A 24,454-nucleotide genomic window follows, 5' to 3' on the forward strand; every position below is an offset into this window, starting at 1 on the left:
ATTTAAATAAATATTTTGAAGTGCCGGTAATATATTTATACTAGTTAGACATGTCTAATAAGACATATATGGAGAATATTGAAAAGGGTGATATTGCAAGAATAGTGGCCCTGATGGCGTTTGCAGGGACGTTAATTGTTTATGTGGAAACAATGATTGTTCCTGCCATCCCTGTATTTATCACTTTTTTTAATACAACATATAATAATGTCTCATGGATTCTCACTGCTTACCTTATTACAGGTACAGTAGCTGCCGGAATATTCGGAAAACTTGGCGATGTGTTTGGCAAAAGAAAAGTGTTTTTAATTCTTTCATTAATTTATGCAATTTCCGTTTCAATGGGTGGATTTGCCACAAGCCTTGATGAGTTAATAGTAATAAGGATAATTCAGGGCATTGGATTTGGCATGTACCCTCTAGCTTACGCAATAATCAATGATGTTGTCCCGAGGTCGAGACTTGCTCTTGCACAGGGATTGATGAGTGCAACCTTTGCTGTAGGTGCCGGCATGGCTCTGGTTATCGGAGCATATATTACAGAAGCCTATAGCTGGCAGTGGTCTTATCACGCAATTGCCCCTGTTGCCTTTGCATTATTCATATTATCTTATTTCTTCCTGAAAGACAACACTGCGCCTGCAAAGGAAAAAATAGATTTTGCCGGGGTCGCAATAATGGCATCAGGGCTGGTAATGCTCATATTCGGGTTGTCTGAAGGAAATACCTATGGATGGCTCTCCCCGCTCATATTATTTTCGTTCGTATTTTCAATTGCTGCATTTTACGCATTTATAAAATATGAACTTGCAAGCAGGTATGCATTCATAGATATGCATTTATTAAAAAGCAGGAATATATTGATAGCGAATTTTGTCGGGCTACTCACCATGGCAGGCATGTATTTCCTATTTTTTACTGTCCCGACACTGCTTCAGGACCCTGCCCCCTCCGGATTTGGAAAATCTATTTTCACATCGGGCCTGATTATGCTTCCTGCAACTATCCTCGCAATGGTATTTGCGCCTGTTGCCGCCAGGGTCACCGATGCCCGTGGCCCTAAAATTTCAATCTTAATCGGCCTTTCAGTCAGTTTTATAGCTTTTATACTTTTGATCCTGGACAGATCAACTATCCTGGATATTATAGAAGCCGCAACAGTCCTGGGTACCGGTTTTTCCTTTGTCCTGGTGGGCATCATTAATCTTCTATTGATATCAACACCGAAATCAAAATCTGGAGAAGCAACAGGCATGAACACAGTATTCAGGGAACTTGGAATGACAATAGCGCCTGCATTGGGCGGAACATATGAAACAATGTATTCAGTCAGGGTAATAATAGGATTAATACCCTACAGATTCAATGGATTGCCGTTTATTCCAATTACCTATGGATTCCCATCCGCTACAGCCTATAATTTTACCTACATCACAGGTATAATATTCCTCCTGTTTGCAGTGCTGCTAACAACCCTTATAGTGGAGAAAAAAGGTGATAATAATGAAAACATATAAAAAATTAATAACTGGATTTATAGTTTTATCTATGGTAATGCTTGCTATCGGTGCATCTGGCTTAATGCCTTCAGGAGATGCAAACCACAGTAAAATGGCACCGGCAACGGTTGCAAACAATGAGCTTACAGTAACTTCTGTGTCATGGTTTGCTCCTAATTCAACTGAATTGCCATCACCTGGAAGCAATGGCATACCACTTTATGTCACATTTGAATCCTACACAGATATTGCAAATGCTAATGTGTCCATGAATCTGTCCGCCTATAAATCACCATTTACATATGCTTACATAAACGGCCCTGACAAAAACGTGCGCACATACAATCAGATTCCTGAAATTCAGGCAGGGCACTCATATACAATAATGCAGCTGGTCAATATAAGTAAAACCGCCAGTGGATCTTTCTATGATGAAAACATAAGCTATGATAATACCACAATGTCAGGGAACACAGTGTTCACAATTCCTGTTGGGAAACCGGATATAAGTGTGATATCATATACTACCGACCCACCGGTAATATATCAGAACGAGAAATTCATTAAATTAACAATTTATACAGAAAATACAGGCACATCGGCAATGAAGAATGTAAATTTCAATATAACATCCATGGATTATAATGTCGTGTCACCGGCAAATTATTCAATTGCATACTATCCTGCCGGAACGTTGATGAATTTTACATTTTATATAAATGCTAGAAATGTTACAGGGACAATTCCTGTATATTTCCATATTGATAATGCAGTTTATACTATGGATACATATATACATGGAAATGAAAAGAATAATTTGACAGTGGCTATTAAAAATAAGGACATGATCTCAGATACAAAAAAACAGCTTCTGACATTTTATCTGAATAATACAGGAAATAAAGTATATAGAGACCTTGAAATACATATGCTTTCTCCCAGTGTTTTATCTATACACGTATCATCATCAAATCCACTTGGTGCGCTTACTGCAAATAATGTAACATTTGCACAGCTCCAACCAGGGCAGAGCATTAAGGTAACTTACATAATAGATACCTCTACTTCCGCTGCCGGTACTTACCCTGTGCAGTTGCTTGTAGAATATCATTTCAATAATACTGCAGAAACTTTCAATAAAGTGTACACCTACAACCAGAAAATTGTTCCTACAACAACACAGCAAATAAGCAACACATTGACCGAACCGCTATATGCGGGCATGGCAGCACTTATAATTATCATTCTTGGTGCAATAGGGGCAGCAGTGCTGCACACAAGAAAGAAAAACAGAAAATCAAGGCATGCAGGAAGTGAAAAACATGAAGAAAAAAATAATAATGGTTCCGGGAAGAAACCATAAATATTTAAATATCCTGGAAATTGGTTAATATGAACGATTATTCCCTTAGAATACTTTACATTCTCAACCTTGAAGATATGACAGGGTACGGCCTTTCCAGGAAACTCTATAATTCTGCAACGGGAAAAAATATCTCAAACGGAGCACTGATTCCGGTCTTAAACAGGTTATTATCTGACAATTTCATAGATTTTTCTGTAAGAAATGGGAAGAAATATTATCATTTAACAGAAAAAGGGAAAAAATTTGTGGGAAATGTTCTAGACCTCAATGAGGAAGTACGGGACCAGGCAATTTTTGATGCCATTGACCGTGAATTCCCATATATAAACGTGTTTACAGATGTTGAGGATTATACATTATTAAAAAATATTATAAAGGATATAGGGCACCCGATTATAGAGATAATCCGCCAGGCGTTCTACCTGGGAAAGAAGAAAGATGAGGAAGGAATAGAGCTAATAAAAACTATGATGGATGAATTGCTTGAACGTGCCAAAGAAAGAAATTTGCGCAACAATAAATAATATGGTGTTTCTTGGTATCAGGAATTCTTAGGTGGTATAAATCTAAACAGATATGATTGGGAACCATAACATTCTGTTTAAAGGCAGGATAAAGTACATAACAACTACAGAGAAATAAAATTAGTTAGTCCCCATAAATTTAGCTGCTTAGATTAATCACCTGTGGAAAATTGCGGGTGCAGGCACCTATTAACAATTATTAAATATAATTTCAATATGGCAATCTATATGGACGAATACAGGACAACGAAGATATGCCCACAATGCGGATCACTCAGGATTAACTGGATTGCAGGAGGCATCGCAGGGCCGGTCTACAAATGCGAGGAATGCAATTATGTTGGTGTTTTCGTACTTGAAGTCAAGCTTAAAGACCTGGAAAAATTCCAGAAAGAAATAAGGGAAGGAAGGAAATAGGGAAATATATGATTTTGCTTCTTGATGGAACTTCTGACTCAAGGAAACTGGGTTCAGAACTTATATCCTATGGATATTCGATAATAGCTACCGCAACCACAGAGGAAGGTACAGAAAAGTTAGAAAAGGAAAATATTCAGGCAATTAAAGGAAAACTTGATCATGAAACCATTATTTCAAAATGCAGGGAACTTTCTATAAATGCGATAATAGATGGGTCACACCCCTATGCAGATGCAATGCACGAAAATGCAATAAATGCATCCATAAAACTTGGCATTCCACTTATCAGATTTGAAAGGGAAATGGTGAAAATAAAAAGTGATAGGATCGTATACACAGACAATTATGAAAAAGCTGTTGCCCTCGCCGGAAAAATAGGCAAAAATATTTTTGTGACCACAGGGGTAAGAAATATAGAAAATTATAAAGGGCTTCTGGAAGAGCACAATGTATATTTCCGCGTTCTTCCTGACCCGGATGGAATAAAAGCATTAATTGATATGGGCGTAAGACGAGCCAGTATTATTGCCATGGAGGGAAACTTTACAGAAAGCCTGGACAGGGCAATAATGGAATATTATGGAATTGACACAGTTATTACAAAGGATAGTGGCTTCAATGCTGAACCCAAAATTCTGGCAGCCCTTTCCCTTGGAATTAACATAATAATTATTTCAAGGAAAAATTATAGCTGGGAGAATATAGGGCATACAACATTACAAATAACAAAGATTTTAAATCATTATAGAATAAAATAGGATATGACCAGTACTCTTAGCCCGGCAGAGATTTACAGAAGGAGCTTTACCTTTATACAGGAAAAGATGGGGCTTGACAACTCCCTTAAGTCCAGTATAATTACGCGTGTTGTGCATGCCACTGCAGATTTTGAAATTGGAAAGTCAATGGTATTCTCATCATCATTTGAGGATTCTTTATCTGCAATTGAGGAGGGATCAATAGCTATTGCAGATATAAATATGGTTATGTCCGGAATTTCAAGGTATAACAATAAAAAATGCTACATTGGCGACAATGATATCATCCGGGAAGCAAAACGTACCGGAATTTCAAGGTCATACTTATCTATGTCCAGAGCATGCAGGGATAACCCTGAAGCAATATATGTTATAGGCGATGCCCCCACTGCACTGGAAGCATTGATTGATTCCATTGATGCCGGCATATGCTTTCCCAGGCTTGTTATCGGTGTTCCGGTAGGCTTTGTCTCTGCCCTTGAAATGAAATCCAGATTGCTAGCATTTCAGGGGAACTTTATTACAAATATAAGCAATAAGGGAGGGTCTGCAGTAGCAGCGTCTATATTTAATGCAATGGTCGCGTATTTACATGTATATTGAAAATCCTGACAGGACAAACTTGAGGTACGGTTATACCACCGGAGCCTGTGCAACGGCTGCTACCAGGGCAGCATTGATCATGATGGTTACAGGGAAAACTGTTGATTATGTTGAGATTAACCTGCCGGCTAAAAAAACTGCCCGTTTTTTAATTGAAAATTCCAAAATATACGAAAATTATTGCATAGCATCGGTAAAGAAAGATGGAGGGGATGACCCGGACGTTACTACAGGCCTGTATATTTATTCCCGGGTTGAATATTCAGAAAAATCTGGTATAGAAATTACCGGAGGTGAGGGTGTTGGAGTTGTAACTAAGGAGGGACTGCCAATAAAGCCCGGAAATCCAGCAATAAATCCGGTTCCGCTTAAAATGCTCCGTGCTGCAGCTACAGAAGTACTGGATTCCTATGAGGTTCACCGTGGGCTGAAAATCACAATATCTGTGCCCGGAGGTGCTGAAGTAGCAACGAAAACATGCAACCCTAAACTTGGAATCATTGGTGGAATATCGATACTGGGCACCAGAGGCATAGTGATACCGTTCTCTGATTCTTCGTGGAAAGCCTCAATAGTGCTTGGAATCAGGGTTGCTTCACGCATGGATATGGATACTCTGGTTTTCAGCACAGGTGGAAGAAGTGATACTGCAGTGCATAAAATTTTCCCGGATTTTAAAGAAGAACAGTTCATAGAAATCGGTGATTTTCTTGGATTTTCTGTAAAACGGGCGGTGGACACAGGAATCAGGAATCTTGTAATTGCAGGAATGCCCGGAAAAATATCAAAACTGGCAGATAACAATATGGACCTTCATTCTTCAAAGAGTTCCGTCAATTTTGATTTTCTGGCATCTATCGGGAAAAAAATAGGATACCCGGATGAAATTATTTCCAGAATCCGCCATGCCAATACTGTATTGAATGTAATGGAAATAATAAACTATGATAGTATATTCCTGGATACTCTTAAGGAAAGATCCATAGAAAACATCAATAAAATTACAGGAAATAAAATTAAAGTAGATATAGAAATTATAAAAAATGAATATTGATAATTTAAAATTTAAAAAAATATTAGTATTCGCCCTCAACATCCACTTCTTTTGTGGTGTCAAGCAACGAATCGGCAGATATTAAAGCCTCTTTCGGTGCACTCATTAATCCTATCACGAAGAATATTGCAGCATATATTGCAAGAACAACGTAATCAAATGGATATGCTATAATGTTCAACCCCCCGGTTGGTGTTCCGCCTACATAGGAAAGAATTATCATTCCTGCTATGTATACGGGTATCCATACGGAGTTGCGAAGATTCAGCCCCATGAAATGCTTTCTGCTGGCCTGGTATATGAATACAACCGAACCTGCAAGCACTGCACCAAGTGCGTAAAGTGTTGTTGGGAATGTTGCCCAGTAGATTAAGAAAGTTGCAACTTCAAATGAGACAAAAGCCCATGCCATTGGGTGCGGGATTTTAAATGGCCTTTCCACATTTGGATACAATCTTCTCAGTACAGGAAGTGAAATTGATGCCACCGCAAAGTTTGCCACTGCTGCGACTACCACGAAATCAACGAGTGCATACCATGAGGGCAACGGAAGAAGGAATATAATTGCTAGGACCAGTGCGAGTATCAATGCAAAGTAAGGTGCACCGTGTTTTGTTGTTTTTCTAAATCCTTTAGGCAGTGCATCCTCTTCTGAATACCCAAATATAATTCTGCTTGCTCCGGTCAGGTATACTCCAAGGGTGCCTCCGGGCGAAAATATGGCAAATAAGAAGAATACAATTACCATTCCACCAAGGAGGTCTGCTTCAGCTACAGTCATTCCTGGAATTATATTAGCATGTATAATAGAGGAAAGTGGAGATCCCAGGGCTGCTACAAAGCTCCAGTCTCCGGTTTGTATTCCAAATCCAGCCCAGCTGACTGTCCCTACTATTACCACTGCCATTGCAATATATAAAAGTGATTGTACTGCCAGTACTGTTCCTATAATTTTAGGCATTGTCTTGCCCGGGTTTTTCACTTCCCCTGCCATATCAGCTACCTGCCTGTAACCGCCGAAGGAAAATAATATTCCAGAGGCAGGGATTGCGATGAATAAACCGCCAACTGATGGCATGAATCCAGCAAATCCTCCTGCACTGCTTGCTCCTACGAGGCCAGATGTGAAATTGCCCCAGTGCCATATAAACAATGGAAGTATTACAATAAATGCAACAACTACCCCAATCTTTACCCATGTTAGAACTTTATTGAATTTTCCAAATCTGGCAATGCCCACCATATTCAATGCAAAGAATCCTAGCAGAAGCAGAATTGCCAGCAGTATTCCATAACCTGTAAGGACTCCTGTTGTGGAATCATACAGGAATGGGAAATATAAGGATGCATATGTTGACACCGCAACAGCTTCGATAGCAGGTATTGTTGCAGCCCAGATAAGCAGTCCCCAACCTGACATAAATCCACCATATGAACCGTATGAGTAATACGCCACCCTTGCACTTATACCCGATCTCGGAAACATTGCTGCATATTCAGCAAATGGGAGGGTTACAAGGATGATAAAAATCGCGGCAATAATCCATGACACTATAATTGCAGGGCCGGCATATCCTGTTCCGCCTGCAGCTGCGAATAGTATACCAGAACCTACTGCTCCGCCCACTCCAAACATAATGGCTTCATGTGTGCTCATTCCCCGTCTCATTCCAGTTTTGGTACGCTTTCCCAAAACTTTATTATCTACGTCTTGCATAGCAATAGATACAGGGAGCTTATTTAATACTTTCGTCAAAATTATGAATTTCGTTATTTTTTTTATAAAAATGAAATTAATTTCGACATACATAAAATTATTGATAAATACTCAAAGATTTTTTCATATAAAATTTACATATTTATACATTGTATCATAGTATAGAGATAAATTTATTCTGCAAATAATTCGAAAGCCCATAATAGATATGAGTAATATTATTTATATAGTGTAAAAATATAAGTTGTAATGACCGTATTAAGCCAGGCTGATTATGAGCGGTTTACGTGGAAACATCGAAAAGTATTATTTTCCTATGGGGTAACGGTGATTATAATAAAGATCGCTACAGGATATTTGAATCTGAAAATTGGCATAGGCTTAAATGATACTTTAACGGTACTTGCTATAGCCGGATTCCTGTTCCTGGTTGAATTGGTCTTACTTTATAATTATAAAAAATCTGTAGAAAAAATGAATAGGGAATTATAAATATGGCTTATAGCCCATCTATAATTTTCACAAGCGAGTCACCAAATTCCTTTGTCCCCATTGCCGGAACATCAAAGAATTTAGCAAGGTCCTTTGTGACTTTCTTTGTCTCTATAGCTTCCCCTATAGCTTTTTCTATCACATCAAATGCTTCGTGCCAGTTCAGGTATTTAATCATAAGCTGCGCTCCTCTTATCAATCCCAGCGGGTCTGCTACATTCTGCCCTGCATATTTCGGTGCGGTTCCATGCACTGCTTCAAACATTCCTGCATCGTCTCCAACATTTGCGCCGCCTAGAGTCCCGATATTTCCTATTAATGCACCTGCTGCATCAGAAATATAATCCCCATCTATATTTGGAGCTAATATCACTTCATAGTTTTCAGGCCTTGTTATTATCTGCTGGAACATATTATCGGCTATCATGTCGTTTACAAGTATTTTACTTGAATCATCGGTTGATGTATAATTACCGAATTCGTTTTTAAGTGTTTCATATGCCCATTCCCTGAAAGCGCCTTCCGTGTATTTCATTACATTTCCCTTATGCATTATAGTGATCTTCTTTTTGTTGTTTTCAATTGCAAATTTTGCAGCCGCTCTTGTGATTCTCTGGGTTTTATATTTGCTCATTGGCTTTATTCCAATTCCAGAATCGTCGCTTATTTCAACATGTAATTTGTCTTTGAAAAATTTTCTAATTTCGGCAGCCTCTTTGCTGTCATACTTATACTCAATTCCGGTGTAAAGATCATCAGTATTTTCCCTGAATATGGTTAAATTTACATTTTCCGGGTGTTTGAGTGGGCTTTCTAAACCTTTCATAAAACTAACAGGCCTTATATTTGAATAAAGGTCGAGCATAACTCTTATCCTTACATTGATTGACTTAAAACCAGTACCTATAGGTGTTCCAAGCGGCGATTTTAACAGTACACGGTATTGTTTTATTGCCTCCTGTGATTCTTCCGGGAAACGATCATTTTTCTCTTTCAGTGCTTTGTCCCCTACAAGAATTTCTTTCCACTCTATTTTTTTATTTTTGTATGCCTTTTTAACTGCAGCATCCACAACTTTCCTCGTTACATCCATGATTTCTGGGCCTATGCCATCACCGTCTGTGTACAGAATTGTCGGATTATCGGGCACTTTCCACTTTCCATTTTCAAATGTTATTTTTGCCATAAAAACCTATGTATAATTATCATATGAATTATTAATATTTCTGTTATTACCAATCAATTGAATTGCTTTAAACACATACTCATTTTTTAATTTGTTGCCTGCTCCTGCCAAACAACCTTACTTTGCTATATCCTGGAATTATTTGTTTCGCTTTCCTGATATAGCCTCCGGATTCCATGACATGCTTTATGCCATAAATACCTGAAACCAGCGCCAGAACTGCAAGGCTTATTTCTATTGCATGAAGGCCAAGATAACTGATCGTAATGAATATTGTAGCCATGCCTATCAGTGGTATGATAAAAAAATACTTCTGTTCCCTCATATGTTTGGGATTTTCTCTTTTTACCTTTCTCCAGAGCATTATTGCTGAAAAATCTATTATTGAATATGCTATGAGCACTGATACATTTGACGCTTCTATTATTGTTGCAAAGCCAACAAAATAAACGAATAATAAGCTAATCGCCATAGAAAGCAATATGGAATAAAAAGGCGTCCCAAATTTATCTATCCTGCCGAAGGTACCTGGTATTTCCCTATCCCTTCCCATCGCGTAGAGCACCCTGCTGGTACCCAGTATACCTGTTAATACTACACCGGCAGTTGCAGTGATTCCCCCTATAGCTACAATTATAAGAATATAGGAATTGTGCAAAACTGCTATTGCGGCTGAGAGGGGCGCTGAAGCTGATGCAAGATTGGATGATGGGATTAATCCTATTGCCACTACAGCTACAATAGAATAAAGGGCAGATGATATAATTATGGAAATGATAATGGCTTTCGGTATATTTTTTTCAGGATTCTTAACTTCATCTCCAATAGTTGTTATCCGGGAAAATCCCGTAAAAGCGAAAAATATCAGGGCAGAACCCTCCATTATTCCGGTAAATCCGTGAGGGTCGAAATTAGAAAAATCTGTTAATTTAAAATAAAATAAGCCGGAAACTACAAAAATAATCAGTATTGCGATATTTATCCCGACAAGAATAGATAAGGTCTTTGCAGAATTCTTTATGCCAAGCATATTCAGGATTGCAAACATTATGATTATAGGAATGCCAAAAACTATGAGATCTATATGAAGATGAAAAAGGGAGTTAATGTAACTGCCAGTGCTCAATGATACTGCTGAAATGGCAATCATATTGGAGAATGTCCACATTGTTCCGCCTATAAATCCGGCCGATGGGGCAAATGATTCTTTTGCGTACTCATAAACGCCGCCTTCTTTGGATGTGTGCTGGGCTATTTCAGAAAAACTCAGCCCCGTAAATATAGCTATGATTGCTGAAACAAAGATAGAAATTATAATTGCGGGGCCGGCCTTCCCCGCAGCGATGCCTATAATTACGAATATACCTGCGCCAATTATCGCCCCTAAATTAATAATTATGGCTGACCGCAATCCAAGAATCCTTTTTAGGCCATATGTTTCCATGTAACGCAATATTGCCCTTTCATAAATCAATATGTTGATTCTAAGAGGTATTGTAATAGGGGTATAAGAGAGAAAAAATTTAATAATAAAGTCTAATTAATAACACATGTGCGAAGATTGTATGGATGAAAGCTGCAAATGCGATAGCTGTTATAATTACAGGCATTATTCTGCGTGCCCTGTGTGCGGGCATACAGTATTCCTTGACTGCTGCCAGGGATTTATAAAGCACAAATATGATTTGGATTTTAAGCTCTAGGATGATTCAAAATAATCCTTTATGCGCTTCAAAGCGTCCTCCGTCCCCTGTTCAAAATGCCCCTGTAATTTGTTTGAGAATGCCCTCAGCATCGGTGAAAGTTTTATATTCCATACAGACACTATTTTTACAGGATCATTACCGTAGAGCTGCGTTGTTTTTTCTCCAGTGAATGGCCCTTTTAAGTAATTCTCACTTAATATGAAATTATCTTCATCTTCTTTGAGCTGCATTTTCCCCTTTCCAGGAAAGGCAAACTGTACCATATAGTAATTTCCTTCTTTTTCAATGCTTCTGGTGCCATGCCAGAATTCAGGAATTCTTTTATAGTCCTTTATAAGTTCCCAGATATCCTCTCTGTCCGAGTTGACCTCTATTTCTTTTTTAAATTCCATGTGATGGGATGTATATAATATATATCAATTTTTACCGCACATATGTTTCAATGCCAACGCTTATATATACATATAAGGTTATATTTTAGGTGATTTTTTGGAAAAAAGTGAAGAAAATGAAGATTTAATAACGATATATTCTACTATGATAAAGATCAGAAAATATGAAGAAAAATTGCGCGATATCTATCTCAGCGATAAAAAACCACTATTTAACATTGCAGCCGGGAAGATTCCCGGTGAAATGCATCTTTCGGCTGGCCAGGAACCGTCGGCTGCATGGATGTCGGTTTTGCTAAGGAATGATGATTTTGTTTACAGCACACACAGGCCACACCATACTGCCATAGCTAAGGGAGTAGACCTGAACAGGATGACTGCGGAGATAATGGGAAAGCATGGTGGGTTAAGCAAAGGAAAAGGTGGGCATATGCATATTTTTGATAAAAAGGTTAATTTCGCCTGTGCCGGAATTGTAGGTTCATCTTTTCCCTCTGCACTTGGAGCAGCCCTGGCATCGAAACTCGATGGTAAAGACAGCATTGCAGTGGCATTTGGAGGTGATGGTTCATTAAACCAGGGTATGTTCCTTGAATCATTAAATCTTGCATCATTATGGAAACTTCCCGTAATTTTTGTAATAGAAAACAATGATTGGGCAATATCTGTGGAAACAAAGGATTCTACGCCGCTTAAAAATGATGCTATAAGAGCCGATGGTTTTGGAATGCCCGGAGTTTACATAGAAAATAATGACCCTGTAAAAATGTATAAAGCGGCAGAAAAAGCTGTTAAGAGGGCAAGGAGCGGGGAAGGGCCTACCCTTATTGCTATCGATACGTACAGGTACTACGGGCATTTTGAAGGTGATCCTGAAGTATACAGGCCTAAAGATCAGGTAAAGGAACTTCTTGCAAAAGACCCCATAAAGATAATGGAATCCGACCTGCTTAAGAAGGGCATTATCTCAAAGGACGAAGACGACAGGATAAATAATTCGGCTATGGAAGAAATAAGCCAGGCATTTGCATTTGCAGAAGACAGCCCTCTTCCGGTGGGAAGCGACTCCATGGATGACGTGTATGCTCCTGTAGACTATTCAATAGAACCCACAACAAAGGGCAGAAAACTTCCGGTTTACATGGCAATTTCAGAGGCAATATCCCAGGAGATGGAGGGAAATAAAGATGTACTTTATATGGGTGAAGATGTGGGAAAATATGGCGGAATTTTTGGGGCAACAACCGGCCTGTTTAAAAAATTTGGGGCTGAACGTATAAGGGACACTCCAATAAGCGAATCAGCATTTATTGGCTCGGCTGCTGGACTCGCTGCTGCCGGGAAGCGACCTATAGTTGAGCTGATGTTTTCAGATTTTGTCGGCGTAACACTTGACCCCATAATGAACCAGATAGCAAAAAACCATTATATGTCTGGCGGCACTGTAAATATGCCTGTTGTCATTACCACCGCTGTTGGAGGCGGCTATGGTGATGCAGCACAGCATTCGCAAACGTTGTATTCACTCTTCGGGCATCTTCCCGGGCTTAAGGTAGTGGTACCTTCAAACAGCTATGATGCAAAAGGGTTGATGGTATCTGCAATAAAAGATAACAACCCGGTTGTCTATATGTTTCATAAGGGGCTTCTGGGATTGCCATGGATGCCATATCCACAATCTACAGTGACCGAAGTACCTGAGGAAGAATATACTGTCCCAATAGGAAAAGCCAGAATTGCCAGGGAAGGAAAAGACATAACAATAATCGGTATAGGCGCTACGGTGCATATGGCAATGGAAGCTGCAATGGAGCTTGAAGAGAATGGAATTAACGCTGAAGTAATTGACCTGAGAAGCATAAAGCCGCTTGATACTGATACTGTTATAAGGTCTGTCGGGAAAACCGGATCACTGCTTGTGGCTGATGAAGATTATGCTGCATTCGGGCTTGCATCGGAAATTACATCGGCTGTAAGCCATGCCCTCTTCGGGAAACTTGATAAGGCTCCTGAAAGCATTGTATCCCCTGATGTGCCTGTGCCCTATAGCCAGCCAATGGAGAAATACTGGCTTCCGGACACACAGAAAATTGTAAACAGAGTTATGGAGATGTTCAAAAAGTGATAATAAAAGTTCCGGAATTGTGGGATGTCCAGGGCCTTGGAAAAGCTATAATAACACAGTGGTATGTAAAAGTTGGGGATTCTATAAAGGAAGATACCCCGGTATGCCAGATTATGGCGGGCAAAGTAACCGTTGAAGTTGAAGGAAAGGCAAAAGGTAAAGTGACAAAAATTTTTAGGGATATCAACGCAGAGATAGTTCCCGGAGATGATCTGCTGGAAGTTGAAACATAAAAATTATTTGATCAAAATATTATTATTTTTTATTATGCTCTGACCTTATTGCGGCGATTGCAATTAGAGCAACAATTCCAATTATTACAATAGTTATAATTATTTTATAATCCTGTATATAATTATACAATGTTACAGGGGAGGGATTCTGTACGAAGGTTATATTTATACTGTTATCTGCACCATTTACGGTAAAATTGCCTGAGCCACCTGTTATTGAATAACCGGCTACCGAAGGAATGGTATAATTATACGTGCCGTTGTACAGAACGAATGTAATGTTATTGCCAGTTGAATACAGTGCATTACCATTGACCTGCACGCCCCATTCAGTACCGGCAGCCAAACCCTTCTCTGTAAAGGTAACATTGTATGATGGGCCGGAGGTATAACTATAATATCCTCCAGCCGATAAAGTATAATTCCTGCTATAAACTGGCTGCCCGTATTTGGAAAATAATGTAAAGTTATACGTTCCGGGATTTAGGGTTAAATTTAGATATTGCCCCGTAAAATTATATCTGCTTCCATTTAACTTTATATAAGTATTCTTAACAGTACTCTTAAAGTTAAATACCGCCACATTGCTTGAATTATACAATTCGCCGGGAGTAGTGTTTCCGGTTTCTATGTGTGCCATGGGAATCATAGAAGCAGAATTATAGGATACCGATACATTACAAACGCCTTCTGCCGTATCGCTTCCGTGGTTGTAAGCGTTGGATACAACCTGGTAATTATGCCCGTTCCAGTATTCCAATCCCATTGTCAGATTTGCCTGTATAACTCTGGTATTGGTTGAGTTTCCCGGACCGCCCAGAATTAAACCCGCATCGGCATATGAATTATTGGGAAGAAGGTTTTGCCCGTTAACTATGAACCCGTAGTTGTGGGACACACTGGAAGCGAAGGTGAAATTTAAGGTATCATAGGTTTTCCATCCATTTCCATCATTATACTCCATGTATATGTGTGGATAACCACTGGCAGTATAGGATACGCTTCTCAGCTTGATATTGCTATAACTGAAAGACCTGAATGTGCCGTTATCGGATGCAAAATAGTAAAGGTGCGCGGAACTGCTGTTCATTAATGTCCCATTGCCATGCATTGTACTGTTATGCATTTCTGCATTTGTAGATGTAAAATTCCAGACATTATCTATAAACACCACCTGCCGATTGGAAGTGTTCAGCACAGCCACATTTTGAACCCAGTAATAATAGGTAGAATTCCCGTTTTGAAAACTATAAATCAAATTTAACTGTATTCCCATATTATTCGGGCAACTGGAAATAGACGCATTATAGGTTTTTAAATCCGTGATGTTGACAATACCTGTGAATGCTGTTGAATTGAAGGAACTGGGGGTTCCACCGGGCCCAATTCCATAATCAGCAATGCCCATAGGAGCCGGTTCTTTTGTATAATATCCCTCTGGATATACCACTGCTGGAGAAACAGCAGAATTGTTTAAATGTGCATTAGTGCCATTATGGACGTAAATTCCACCATATACAGAGAGAATCATAATAATTGAAATGAAAACAATAGCGAATTTGTTCATTAGTTTAATAATATAGCTGAATATAAAAAGATTTTTAAAACTCTATATTTTTCGAAATAGTTAAATTAATATTAAATTCTTTATGTTGAATATTTATGGGTGAAATAAATATTAAAAAGCATGGGCATATAACTATTATTTCCATAAACAGGTATAACGTTAGAAATGCGGTGGGTTATAAAACTTCAAAGATGCTTGGGAATGCGTTTCTTGATTTTAACATGGATGCTGAACAGCACATAGCCATTATTACAGGAGAAAATGGCATATTTTCTGCAGGCGCTGACCTGAACGATGCAAAGGCAATGTCTCAGGAAGTTCTCGGGGAAAACGGGCCTATGGGCTTTACGAGAATGAAAATTGTAAAACCTGTAATAGCTGCAATATCAGGGTATTGCGTAGCCGGAGGGCTTGAAATGGCACTGGCAGCTGATATAAGGATTGCTGATTCTGATTCAATGATTGGATTTCTGGAAAGGCGCTTCGGGGTGCCATTGATAGATGGTGGGACTCAGAGGCTCCCATTGATAATAGGCATAGGGAGGGCACTGGACATGATTTTAACCGGCAAGCTTGTATCTGCTGATGAGGCAAAGTCTATAGGGCTTGTAAACTACGTAACAGAACATGGAAAAAGCCTTGATAAAGCCATGGAAATAGCAAAACTTATGGATTCGTATCCTGCCGTTACAATGCTGAACGATCGTTTAGCCCTGCTTGAAGGGTTATCTAGGCCTCTTTGCGAGGGATTGAGAATAGAAGCAGAATACGGGAAAAAAACTATAGATAGCGGAATAGTGGAAGATGGTGCGCAAAAGTTTATTGCCGGTAATGGAAGACATGGAAAAATAGATAAATTGTAAAAAATGATATATTGATATAGCACTGGAAACCCGGGAAGTTCAGAATAGTATACGGGACATGGCGCTATAAATAGCCGCAGTTACTTTTCCAGTTTATCATTGATCCCTGAGGCAAATTTCGCCAGATCGATACTTGAAGAGTAATCATATGACCTGCAGAGTTCCATAGTACTTGCCTCAATGGAACCTTCTGCATGAATCATTCCTGCCAGATAGAGGCTCCCCAGAGACGATATAAATTCCCTTAGTGTCTGGAATAGCCTTACACGTTCCATTGTTTCTTCTTTCTTTCTTCCTGCAAGGTATTTCATCAGATAGGTTTTCTCATTGCTATTTTCAAAATCCTCGTAGGAAGGCATAGTAGCAACCAGCCCTCCGGCTATGTCAACTATATTCTTTACAACATCAGTATAATTCTCGTTTGCGAATAATTTTCCCACATTTGTAAAGATTATATCCGGTATTGCAAGAGAAGCCTGCTTATCATATGTACAGCTATATGAGGAAGCTATAGCTGTTGCCTTTAATGTCTCCTTATAGCTTATAAGCACTGCAAGGTTTCTCCTTATGTTTGATTTATCATCAACTCCATTATATGAAGCTAGCAGTTTACCTGTGCCAATGAGGAAATCTGCCATTGCAGCCCTGTAAGATATTGCAGTGAATCTGTGGAAAGTGGGGAACATCATGGCCAGGAGCCCTGCAAAATCATATTCACCATTCAAAAATACGCGCTCCATTGGAATGAATACGTTGTCGAATATTGTTATGGTTTCAACTTCTATATTTTCCCTGCCTATCACCGACAGGGAATCATTCATTGTTGTTTCAGTTTCTTTCAGGGGGCGGGCAATCATAGTAATTCCCTTGGTGTTTGCAGGTATGGCAAAAGCAACAGCGTAATCTTTATCAGCTTCTGTCATGTTTCTCGTAGGAATCACTATAATTTCATTTGATGCTATGGATTGGGTTGTATGTGCCTTCGCTCCTGAAACATAAATTCCATTTTTATCCCTTTTTACTATGTGTACGTACATGTCCGGGTCTTCCTGTTCCGATGGCCTTAATGAGCGATTCCCCTTCATGTCGGTCTGTGCCAGCGAAAGGCTCAGGTCTTTTTCAACTACATACCTGTAAAAGGCCATTACCCGGTTATAATAATCTGTTTTATATTTACTGTCTATCCTCCTGGAAACATACATAAGGGCAAAAAGGGCATCTGACCCGATGGCTTTTACTATGTTGAATTGCCCCCTGCCGAGTCTGGTAGTTTCATATATTAATTTATGCCGTGCAACAAGGTCTTCCGTATTCTGCGGTATTTTATAGAATATGCTTGCCTTTCCTGATTCTTTGTCTGTAAAACACATCATATTTTCATATTTGCTGTCCTGCTGAAGCCGGTAAATTCCGGATGCATGACTGACAGGAACCCCAAGGGCAGGATGTGCAGCCACATTTTCCACCCTCTTTCCACGGTAATATACAACTCTTCCATCATTGAGGCTGTTCTTATAGCTTTCCACATTCATTAACATAATAATTTATAATGATGCCTTATTTAATTTTATCCGGGGAAACTATAGTCTATTAAAATGATATATATCTTATAATAATGTTTTTGCAGCCAGCAGGTATCATACCTATTTTTCATTTACAGGAAGAGCGTCAGATTTAAATATAGTTTAATTTTATAATAACCATGGAAAAAAAGAAATGGTTTGATATCTGGCCCTACTATCTACCTTTTACAATAGATTATCCTGAAATGGACATATGGGAAATGCTGGAAAGCCCATCCGGATTATACGGGAATAAAAATGCATTGGTATATTATGGAAATAGAATAAAATACAGGGAGCTATGGCAGAACGTAAAAAATCTTTCTACATATATAAAAATGATGGGGTTTGGAAAAGGAGATAGAATCGGAATAATGATGCAGAATTCCCCCCAGTTCATAATTTCATTTTTTGCCATATCAAGATCCGGAGCCACAATTGTTTTGATGAGCCCGGCACTGGATATGGAAACTGCAGAGTATATTGCAAGAGATACGAATTTAAAAATGGTAATTACCACGGCTGAACTTTTAAAGGTGCCATGGGACCTCCATGAAAAATTCAATATTCCTGTAATATGCGGCCTGCTCAAGGATTACATTAAAGAGCCCGATATCCCTGTTCCTGAATTTGTGCTCGCTGATCTGGATATAAAAGGCGTACCATGGAGCGAAGCGGTGGAAAATCGCCCTGATGCCGGGCATATTGAGTCGGGGGCTGACGCCGAGGCATTGATAGCATATACATCAGGCACAACAGGAATTCCTAAGGGATGTGTCCATACAAACAGATCGGTGATATCCAATGCAATAGGAGCTTCCATATGGAGGAGGCTTACTTCGTCGGCAATTGAGCTGGGAGCAGCACCATTTTTCCATGTTACAGGGCTCTCATTTTCGATGCTGTCTCCAGTGTATTCCGGCGCAACAATTGCAATATTAACAAGATGGAATAGCGAGGCGGCAATAGAAGCAATTGAAAAATACAGGGTAACCCATTTTGTATCTGTAGCCCCGATGATAGTTGACCTGCTGAACCAGAAGAACCTTGAAAATAGAGATTTCTCCTCCATGCGTTTTATCGGTGGCGGGGGTGCAGCAATGCCAGAAATCCTTGCAGAGAATATGGAAGATTTATTTCATATTCCTTTTGTAGAAGGCTATGGAATGACAGAAACCATGGGACAAACACACATAAATCCGCCGGAACACAGGAAATTGCAGTGCATCGGAATACCGCAATTTGGCTATGATGCAAAAATAATTTCCACAGAAACCGGAACCCCTGTAGAAGAAGGCACGGGCGAGATTGTGGTCACTGGGCCAAGCCTGTTCACCGGATATTTAAATAAGCCACTTGATACCATGCAGGCTTTTGTAGATATCGATGGGCAAAAATATCTCAGAACCGGAGATATTGGATATATGGACAATGAAGGCTCATTTTTTGTTGTTGACAGGCTAAAAAGAATGATAAACCGTGCGGGTTTCAAGGTCTGGCCAGCCCAGGTGGATAGTTTAATGCTAAAACATTCGGATATACTGGAAGCCTGTGTGGTCGGCACGCCTGATCCAAGAAATGGAGAAGAGGTCAAGGCTTATGTTGTTCTTAGGGAGCCTGGAAGAAACAAGAAAATCTCTGAAATGGAAATAGTTGAATGGGCTAAAAAGGAAATAGGTGGTTATAAATATCCAAGAATAGTTGAATTCATAGAATCGTTGCCGAAAACTGCAACGGGTAAAGTTGACTGGAGAAAACTCCAGGAGAGGGAAAAATAAATTAAAATTATTTACCTCCAGAGTTTGTTTCAACTGAAGCTGCCTTCTTCTTTCTTGCCACAGTCATATATGACATGAGGGCTCCCATAACCAGAACAATCATGGAAACAAGAAGGGCGTAATGCAACCCTACTATGAACTTGCTGGATAACCCGCCCTGAAGTTTGTCAACGCCGAGGAAGACTTCGAATGTAACATACCGTGGAACTGTGGATGCAGCTACTGTAATGGCAATGACATAGCTCATCAATGTGCCTATATTTGTAAGCGTCCTCAACAACCCGGAAGAGGATCCATAAAGCTGTTTCGGCGAATTGGACATGACAGAGCTTGTGTTTGATGGCCAGAACATGGACCCGCCAAACCCGGTTATTATAGACCCTGCTATTACCACATATACCGGTGTCGATACGCCGAGGAACAGGTAAACAACTATTCCTGCAGCCATTAATAATATGCCTGTTCCGGCAAGCATCCCTGGTGCAATCCTGTCTGAAAGCTTGCCCATCTTAGGTGACAGAAAACTGGATAGAAGATAGCCTGGAACCAGAACCAGGGAAGCGTAAAATGGTGTCAATCCCCTTACGCCCTGCAAATACATTATAAGAATAAAAATTACTGATAAAAAGCCTATTGCCTGGAGTGTAGCAGCAGCAAGGGACATGGATAATTTTCTGTTCTGGAAAACCCGTGTATCTATAACAGGGCTCTTTGAGCGTTTTTCAAGAATGGCAAAGGGAATTATTATTATAAGCCCTATTATTACCAGTGCAAGATTAAAATAATTTGCGCCAACTGAAGCCACCTCAATGGCACCATATGATATGAGCCCCAGCATGGCCACAATTAAAGCCGTTCCTGTATAATCAATCTTTGTACTGGATTTTTTATTATCTTTTATGTACTTTGATGCTATGTAAAACCCTATGAGGCCTATTGGCACATTTATATAAAATATATATCTCCATCCTATGAAAGTGGTTATAATTCCACCAAGGACAATTCCAAGGACCCCGCCGATGCTCCATCCCATGCTGGTAATGCCAAATGCCCTACCCCTTTCACGGGCTGGAAAATAATCTGCAATTATGGCGTTGCTGTTAGCCTGAAGCAGTACTGCGCCGAATCCCTGTATTATACGTGAAAAAATGAGGAAGTCAATAGTAGGGGAGGCTCCTGACATTACTGACCCTATTATAAAAATGATAAACCCTACATTAAATATCCTGCCTCTTCCAAATATATCGCCTAGCTTGCCCATCTGTGTTGTCAATGTAGCCAGAACAAGAAGATACACCAGTATAACCCATATGGTATTAATAAAAGGGGCATGGAGGTCAACTGTAAGTGTGGGCAATGCCAGTATAACTATTGTTGTATCTATTGCCGACATCAACATTCCTATTAAAACACTGACAAGAATATACGTACGTTTTTTATCCTCTACTTTATCCATCTTATTATCACTTCGCGCAGTCGGGTCACTGCAGCGGGAGTGCCAATCCCTGTTTAAATAGGCTTATGAAACAGAACGGTGATTTATAAATGAAATTTAAGGGTTTTGTAAACTGTAATGAAAAACTAGATCGCTTAATTCTGCGTATGGATTTTTCGACTTTTCATTCCGCATGCCTGAAATATCAAGCTTGCCCATTGTATTCAGGATTTTCATTTTATTTGCCCTTAGAATTATATTCCTGCATACTGAATCATGCCCCCTTTGCATGTGCACTCCTGCTGCACACAGTAGAATAATGTATTGATAGGTCAGTTTTTCTATTCCGGAGCTGTTCTTCCAGTTATTTTCCAGTACCTCATGTGCCTCCCAGTAGCGCTCACCTTCCATAAGGTATACTGCAAAATCGAATGACCTTATTTCCTGAAGATAATTTATATCAGAGGTAAAAAAATATTTTCCCATGGCATTTGTTGTATATTTATTGATATTCAGGAAATAAGAAAGTTCTACCATGCCATTCTCTACCCTTAAATCATACACGAATGGATCATTTTCTTTTAATTTCCTGAATAAGGAGTCTCTCTTAAGCCTGTCCATGCGCATATTATATATGTTAATATATCTTCCCGGATTCCAGTATTCCTGCATATTACCTATCCCCTCAGAAGAAATTATCAAGGCTTTCATTTGAGCTCATTTTTCCAATCCTTACGCCTATACGCCTTAATTTTCTGCTGTCTGCTTCCAGTATTTTTCCCATTAAGCCGGTGGCAATACCGTATGCGCTCTCCAGGCTTATCCTTCCGCCTGTATAAGAGCGGGAAACAATATTAAGGTCTTCCATTATCCCGATAGCAGATATCTCGCCCGGAAGCCCTGGCGCTTTGCTGAATGCGGAATCAACGGCTTTCCGGAGCAGTGGCATTATTATATTTGTGTCCCTTGTGTTTTCCGGGAGTGTTATATAACGCCCGTAATTTTTTCTTATTCTTTCTTCAACAGGGCTATTATAACGGTTCTCAGCGATTTCAACCAGATAATTATATCTGGCATTGCCAAGTATTTCTATCATTGCCTGGCGGTTTGCACCAAGTATATCTTTCAAATATTTTATGCCAGCATCGTTTAATTTTTTTGACAGGATCGATCCGATGCCGGGTATTTTTTTTACCTCCAGGGTATTGAGAAATTCCTCAACCATTGATTCGTCGATATATTTTAACCCATCAGGTTTCGCCATGTCACCGAGAATCTTTGCTATGGCCTTATTAATTGATATGCCTGCAGAAACTTTCATACCGTATTCTTTGAATATCTCTTCCTTTATTTCTTCTCCAAGTTTAACTGCATCCTGGAAAGTGCTGCACTCACCGGTTACATCCAGGTAAGCTTCGTCAATACTGGCTATTTCCATTTTATCTGAATAGGTTGATATTGTATTCATAACCCTGTCTGAAAATTCCTTGTAAAAATCCTTCCTGATAGGTATGAATACAGCTTTATCCTTTCCTATATTCATTGCCTGTGGCAAAGGCATGCCAGATTTAATTCCAATGGACCTTGCAATATAATTGGATGTGGCGACAGCTCCGCTATTTTCTGTTCTGCCGGAATAAACGCATACTACCACAGGCTTATCCTTTATAGACGGATCCATTATTTCCTCCACCTGTGCATAAAAATAATCAAAATCAATGAATATGATGAAGGGCATAAATATTATATGAATACTTTGAATTTAATTTTTGCCATTTAATATTCAAAGTACAAGTGAATTCATCCCGGGTTCTCCAGAATCGCGTGTCATATCCTTTATCCTGTTGTATATCTCCAGGGAGATTGTAGCCTTGTCTGCGTTCTCTATTTCTTCTTTCCTGCCCTTTGAAATAATTGTGTAATCGTTTTTAGTATCCCCGAATGGCTTTTTATCAAAGCTGTTAAGCACCACCATATCTGGATCTGATTTCTCAAATTTCTTGCTATTATAGGATTTTTCGCTTTCAAGATTAAACAGAACAAGCACTGCACCCGGAGCCATTTGCCTTATCCTGTCCCTGACTTTAGGGCGTGGTGTTAAAACCAGGTTCTGATCTGCCCCGCTATCAAGTTTTGTTTTGCTTTCCTTCATGTCAAAATCCATTAATGCCATGGGCATAATTATGTAATCATATTTATTCACGCTGATATATGTGTTTATTTCTACAATTATATCACGGAGATTGTATTTTTCCATATATGTTGCATAGCCGGGAATGTTATATTCGGAATTTCCTACATAGGTAATTATTGAGGCACCGAGCCTGAAAGCATTTCGGGCCAGCCAGTAGCCTGTATATCCCGATGACCTGTTTGTGATTACCCTTACAGGATCAATTGCCAGCTCGCTCCTGCCTGAAATTATCAGAACATTCTTGCCATTCAGGGCATTGCCATAAATAGACCTGCAAACGTAATCAATTATCCGGTCATTGTCTGCTATCTTTGCCTTTGTTTCATCGAATTCCGGATCAACAACCAGAACGCCATGTTTTTTTAATTTCTCAATATTTTCCTTATTGACAGGATTTTCAAACATATCCCTGTGCATTGCCGGCACAACAACTATTTTATTTCCGTGGCCCAGTGCATAGGAAAAAAATAGTGAAGGAATGCTATCAGATATGCCATTGGCCATTTTTCCTATTGTATTATATGATGCAGGTGCCACAAGGAGTATTGTATTTTCATCAAACATTGATATGTGTTCTATATTCCCTGTTATCTGGGTAACCGCAGGGTTTCCGGTAGCCCATTCCATTATTGTTTGCCCTATCATGGAAACAGCCTGTTGGCTCATTGCAGATACAACAGAAGCACCCTCACGCTTGAGGTCTCTTATAAGATCAGGAATACGGTATATGGAAATGCTTGCAGAACTTGCTATTATTATTTTTTTGCCGGATAGCATATTCTCAAAATGTGATTCTATGTAATTCATATTTTTAATAGTATTTCATGTTTTATATCTTTTATCTATTCATATTATTGATTTTATCACGGAATATTACTGAAATCAAAGGATTTTATTGTGTATATACCTTTGACATAATTATGCTTAAATTATCCCGGTGTATCGTTAAAATATTGCCATTAAATGGCCTATTCATATTC

The 24,454-nt window shown here is 39.3% G+C and carries 23 protein-coding genes; 13 read left to right on the forward strand and 10 right to left on the reverse strand.

What is annotated here, in order from left to right; all coding sequences use genetic code 11:
* Positions 1–50 precede the first annotated feature (50 nt).
* From FACI_RS01780 to FACI_RS01810, 7 genes are all read left to right on the forward strand, one after another.
* Positions 51–1,517, forward strand: coding sequence for an MFS transporter (locus FACI_RS01780; protein ID WP_009886381.1), 1,467 nt, complete (start codon positions 51–53; stop codon positions 1,515–1,517).
* Entirely contained in the window at positions 1,504–2,862 is a 1,359-nt protein-coding gene (locus FACI_RS01785; RefSeq protein ID WP_009886382.1) for a COG1361 family protein, read from the forward strand. Before FACI_RS01780 ends, FACI_RS01785 begins: the two co-directional genes overlap by 14 nt.
* A gap of 29 nt (positions 2,863–2,891) precedes the next feature.
* Positions 2,892–3,389, forward strand: coding sequence for a PadR family transcriptional regulator (locus tag FACI_RS01790; protein ID WP_009886383.1), 498 nt, complete (start codon positions 2,892–2,894; stop codon positions 3,387–3,389).
* Between the two features lie 228 nt (positions 3,390–3,617).
* On the forward strand, positions 3,618–3,806 hold the full coding sequence (locus FACI_RS01795; RefSeq protein ID WP_009886384.1) for a hypothetical protein: 189 nt from the start codon (positions 3,618–3,620) through the stop codon (positions 3,804–3,806).
* An 8-nt stretch (positions 3,807–3,814) separates the two neighbouring features.
* The gene (cobK, locus tag FACI_RS01800) at positions 3,815–4,567 is read left to right on the forward strand and encodes a precorrin-6A reductase (RefSeq protein WP_009886385.1); all 753 of its coding nucleotides are present in this window, start codon (positions 3,815–3,817) and stop codon (positions 4,565–4,567) included.
* Between the two features lie 3 nt (positions 4,568–4,570).
* Positions 4,571–5,170: a precorrin-8X methylmutase gene (locus FACI_RS01805; protein ID WP_009886386.1), complete on the forward strand. Its 600-nt coding sequence runs from the start codon at positions 4,571–4,573 to the stop codon at positions 5,168–5,170.
* Entirely contained in the window at positions 5,160–6,224 is a 1,065-nt protein-coding gene (locus FACI_RS01810; RefSeq protein ID WP_009886387.1) for a cobalt-precorrin-5B (C(1))-methyltransferase, read from the forward strand. Before FACI_RS01805 ends, FACI_RS01810 begins: the two co-directional genes overlap by 11 nt.
* 22 nt (positions 6,225–6,246) lie before the next feature.
* Here the strand turns inward: FACI_RS01810 and FACI_RS01815 are convergent, their stop codons facing one another.
* Positions 6,247–7,941 (reverse strand): APC family permease, encoded by a 1,695-nt coding sequence (locus FACI_RS01815; RefSeq protein ID WP_148285709.1) that lies wholly within the window; start codon positions 7,939–7,941, stop codon positions 6,247–6,249.
* A 249-nt stretch (positions 7,942–8,190) separates the two neighbouring features.
* On the opposite strand from FACI_RS01815, the gene FACI_RS01820 reads away from it, so the two are divergent.
* Positions 8,191–8,433 (forward strand): hypothetical protein, encoded by a 243-nt coding sequence (locus FACI_RS01820; RefSeq protein WP_019841370.1) that lies wholly within the window; start codon positions 8,191–8,193, stop codon positions 8,431–8,433.
* A gap of 7 nt (positions 8,434–8,440) precedes the next feature.
* On the opposite strand, the gene FACI_RS01825 is transcribed toward FACI_RS01820, so the two are convergent.
* Both FACI_RS01825 and FACI_RS01830 read right to left on the reverse strand, forming a co-directional pair.
* Complete coding sequence (locus FACI_RS01825; RefSeq protein ID WP_009886390.1) at positions 8,441–9,619, reverse strand: NADP-dependent isocitrate dehydrogenase; 1,179 nt, start codon at positions 9,617–9,619, stop codon at positions 8,441–8,443.
* Between the two features lie 79 nt (positions 9,620–9,698).
* Positions 9,699–11,063, reverse strand: coding sequence for an APC family permease (locus tag FACI_RS01830; protein WP_009886391.1), 1,365 nt, complete (start codon positions 11,061–11,063; stop codon positions 9,699–9,701).
* Between the two features lie 106 nt (positions 11,064–11,169).
* Here FACI_RS01830 and FACI_RS10190 point away from each other — a divergent pair, with 106 nt between their 5' ends.
* Positions 11,170–11,322 (forward strand): hypothetical protein, encoded by a 153-nt coding sequence (locus tag FACI_RS10190; protein WP_187288958.1) that lies wholly within the window; start codon positions 11,170–11,172, stop codon positions 11,320–11,322.
* Here the strand turns inward: FACI_RS10190 and FACI_RS01835 are convergent.
* On the reverse strand, positions 11,319–11,717 hold the full coding sequence (locus FACI_RS01835) for a hypothetical protein (protein ID WP_009886393.1): 399 nt from the start codon (positions 11,715–11,717) through the stop codon (positions 11,319–11,321). The two genes, FACI_RS10190 and FACI_RS01835, sit on opposite strands and share 4 nt — an antisense overlap.
* 97 nt (positions 11,718–11,814) lie before the next feature.
* Between FACI_RS01835 and FACI_RS01840 the strand changes: the two genes are divergently transcribed.
* Together FACI_RS01840 and FACI_RS01845 are read left to right on the forward strand one after the other, a co-directional pair.
* The gene (locus FACI_RS01840) at positions 11,815–13,842 is read left to right on the forward strand and encodes an alpha-ketoacid dehydrogenase subunit alpha/beta (RefSeq protein WP_009886394.1); all 2,028 of its coding nucleotides are present in this window, start codon (positions 11,815–11,817) and stop codon (positions 13,840–13,842) included.
* A complete protein-coding gene (locus FACI_RS01845) occupies positions 13,839–14,075 on the forward strand; it encodes a biotin/lipoyl-containing protein (protein WP_009886395.1) in 237 nt (78 codons plus the stop codon). Before FACI_RS01840 ends, FACI_RS01845 begins: the two co-directional genes overlap by 4 nt.
* Positions 14,076–14,097: 22 nt before the next feature.
* On the opposite strand, the gene FACI_RS01850 is transcribed toward FACI_RS01845, so the two are convergent.
* Entirely contained in the window at positions 14,098–15,642 is a 1,545-nt protein-coding gene (locus FACI_RS01850) for a thermopsin (RefSeq protein ID WP_009886396.1), read from the reverse strand.
* 95 nt (positions 15,643–15,737) lie between these two features.
* On the opposite strand from FACI_RS01850, the gene FACI_RS01855 reads away from it, so the two are divergent.
* Positions 15,738–16,505 carry a crotonase/enoyl-CoA hydratase family protein gene (locus FACI_RS01855; protein WP_009886397.1) on the forward strand — a complete coding sequence of 256 codons (768 nt, stop codon included), beginning with the start codon at positions 15,738–15,740 and terminating at the stop codon, positions 16,503–16,505.
* Between the two features lie 80 nt (positions 16,506–16,585).
* Here the strand turns inward: FACI_RS01855 and FACI_RS01860 are convergent, their stop codons facing one another.
* Positions 16,586–18,043, reverse strand: a complete 1,458-nt coding sequence (locus tag FACI_RS01860) for a 4-hydroxyphenylacetate 3-hydroxylase family protein (protein ID WP_009886398.1) — start codon at positions 18,041–18,043, stop codon at positions 16,586–16,588.
* Positions 18,044–18,207: 164 nt separating this feature from the next.
* Between FACI_RS01860 and FACI_RS01865 the strand changes: the two genes are divergently transcribed.
* Positions 18,208–19,845: an AMP-binding protein gene (locus FACI_RS01865; RefSeq protein ID WP_009886399.1), complete on the forward strand. Its 1,638-nt coding sequence runs from the start codon at positions 18,208–18,210 to the stop codon at positions 19,843–19,845.
* Positions 19,846–19,852: 7 nt separating this feature from the next.
* Here the strand turns inward: FACI_RS01865 and FACI_RS01870 are convergent, their stop codons facing one another.
* The 4 genes from FACI_RS01870 to coaBC form a co-directional block, all read right to left on the reverse strand.
* On the reverse strand, positions 19,853–21,301 hold the full coding sequence (locus FACI_RS01870) for an MFS transporter (RefSeq protein WP_009886400.1): 1,449 nt from the start codon (positions 21,299–21,301) through the stop codon (positions 19,853–19,855).
* A 96-nt stretch (positions 21,302–21,397) separates the two neighbouring features.
* Complete coding sequence (locus tag FACI_RS01875; protein ID WP_187288959.1) at positions 21,398–21,952, reverse strand: DUF309 domain-containing protein; 555 nt, start codon at positions 21,950–21,952, stop codon at positions 21,398–21,400.
* Positions 21,953–21,965: 13 nt separating this feature from the next.
* Complete coding sequence (locus tag FACI_RS01880; RefSeq protein ID WP_009886402.1) at positions 21,966–23,018, reverse strand: Y-family DNA polymerase; 1,053 nt, start codon at positions 23,016–23,018, stop codon at positions 21,966–21,968.
* Between the two features lie 45 nt (positions 23,019–23,063).
* Positions 23,064–24,281 carry a bifunctional phosphopantothenoylcysteine decarboxylase/phosphopantothenate--cysteine ligase CoaBC gene (coaBC, locus tag FACI_RS01885; protein WP_009886403.1) on the reverse strand — a complete coding sequence of 406 codons (1,218 nt, stop codon included), beginning with the start codon at positions 24,279–24,281 and terminating at the stop codon, positions 23,064–23,066.
* Between the last annotated feature and the right edge of the window lie 173 nt (positions 24,282–24,454).

The sequence above is a fragment of the Ferroplasma acidarmanus Fer1 genome, assembly GCF_000152265.2.
In the GTDB taxonomy this organism is placed as follows: Archaea; Thermoplasmatota; Thermoplasmata; order Thermoplasmatales; family Thermoplasmataceae; genus Ferroplasma; species Ferroplasma acidiphilum.

Coding starts and splice junctions, on each gene's coding strand:
- FACI_RS01780 (WP_009886381.1), top strand. CDS start 51: ATGTCTAATAAGACATATATGGAGAATATTGAAAAGGGTGATATTGCA.
- FACI_RS01785 (WP_009886382.1), top strand. CDS start 1,504: ATGAAAACATATAAAAAATTAATAACTGGATTTATAGTTTTATCTATG.
- FACI_RS01790 (WP_009886383.1), top strand. CDS start 2,892: ATGAACGATTATTCCCTTAGAATACTTTACATTCTCAACCTTGAAGAT.
- FACI_RS01795 (WP_009886384.1), top strand. CDS start 3,618: ATGGACGAATACAGGACAACGAAGATATGCCCACAATGCGGATCACTC.
- cobK (WP_009886385.1), top strand. CDS start 3,815: ATGATTTTGCTTCTTGATGGAACTTCTGACTCAAGGAAACTGGGTTCA.
- FACI_RS01805 (WP_009886386.1), top strand. CDS start 4,571: ATGACCAGTACTCTTAGCCCGGCAGAGATTTACAGAAGGAGCTTTACC.
- FACI_RS01810 (WP_009886387.1), top strand. CDS start 5,160: ATGTATATTGAAAATCCTGACAGGACAAACTTGAGGTACGGTTATACC.
- FACI_RS01815 (WP_148285709.1), bottom strand. CDS start 7,941: ATGCAAGACGTAGATAATAAAGTTTTGGGAAAGCGTACCAAAACTGGA.
- FACI_RS01820 (WP_019841370.1), top strand. CDS start 8,191: ATGACCGTATTAAGCCAGGCTGATTATGAGCGGTTTACGTGGAAACAT.
- FACI_RS01825 (WP_009886390.1), bottom strand. CDS start 9,619: ATGGCAAAAATAACATTTGAAAATGGAAAGTGGAAAGTGCCCGATAAT.
- FACI_RS01830 (WP_009886391.1), bottom strand. CDS start 11,063: ATGGAAACATATGGCCTAAAAAGGATTCTTGGATTGCGGTCAGCCATA.
- FACI_RS10190 (WP_187288958.1), top strand. CDS start 11,170: ATGTGCGAAGATTGTATGGATGAAAGCTGCAAATGCGATAGCTGTTAT.
- FACI_RS01835 (WP_009886393.1), bottom strand. CDS start 11,717: ATGGAATTTAAAAAAGAAATAGAGGTCAACTCGGACAGAGAGGATATC.
- FACI_RS01850 (WP_009886396.1), bottom strand. CDS start 15,642: ATGAACAAATTCGCTATTGTTTTCATTTCAATTATTATGATTCTCTCT.
- FACI_RS01855 (WP_009886397.1), top strand. CDS start 15,738: ATGGGTGAAATAAATATTAAAAAGCATGGGCATATAACTATTATTTCC.
- FACI_RS01860 (WP_009886398.1), bottom strand. CDS start 18,043: ATGTTAATGAATGTGGAAAGCTATAAGAACAGCCTCAATGATGGAAGA.
- FACI_RS01865 (WP_009886399.1), top strand. CDS start 18,208: ATGGAAAAAAAGAAATGGTTTGATATCTGGCCCTACTATCTACCTTTT.
- FACI_RS01870 (WP_009886400.1), bottom strand. CDS start 21,301: ATGGATAAAGTAGAGGATAAAAAACGTACGTATATTCTTGTCAGTGTT.
- FACI_RS01875 (WP_187288959.1), bottom strand. CDS start 21,952: ATGCAGGAATACTGGAATCCGGGAAGATATATTAACATATATAATATG.
- FACI_RS01880 (WP_009886402.1), bottom strand. CDS start 23,018: ATGCCCTTCATCATATTCATTGATTTTGATTATTTTTATGCACAGGTG.
- coaBC (WP_009886403.1), bottom strand. CDS start 24,281: ATGAATTACATAGAATCACATTTTGAGAATATGCTATCCGGCAAAAAA.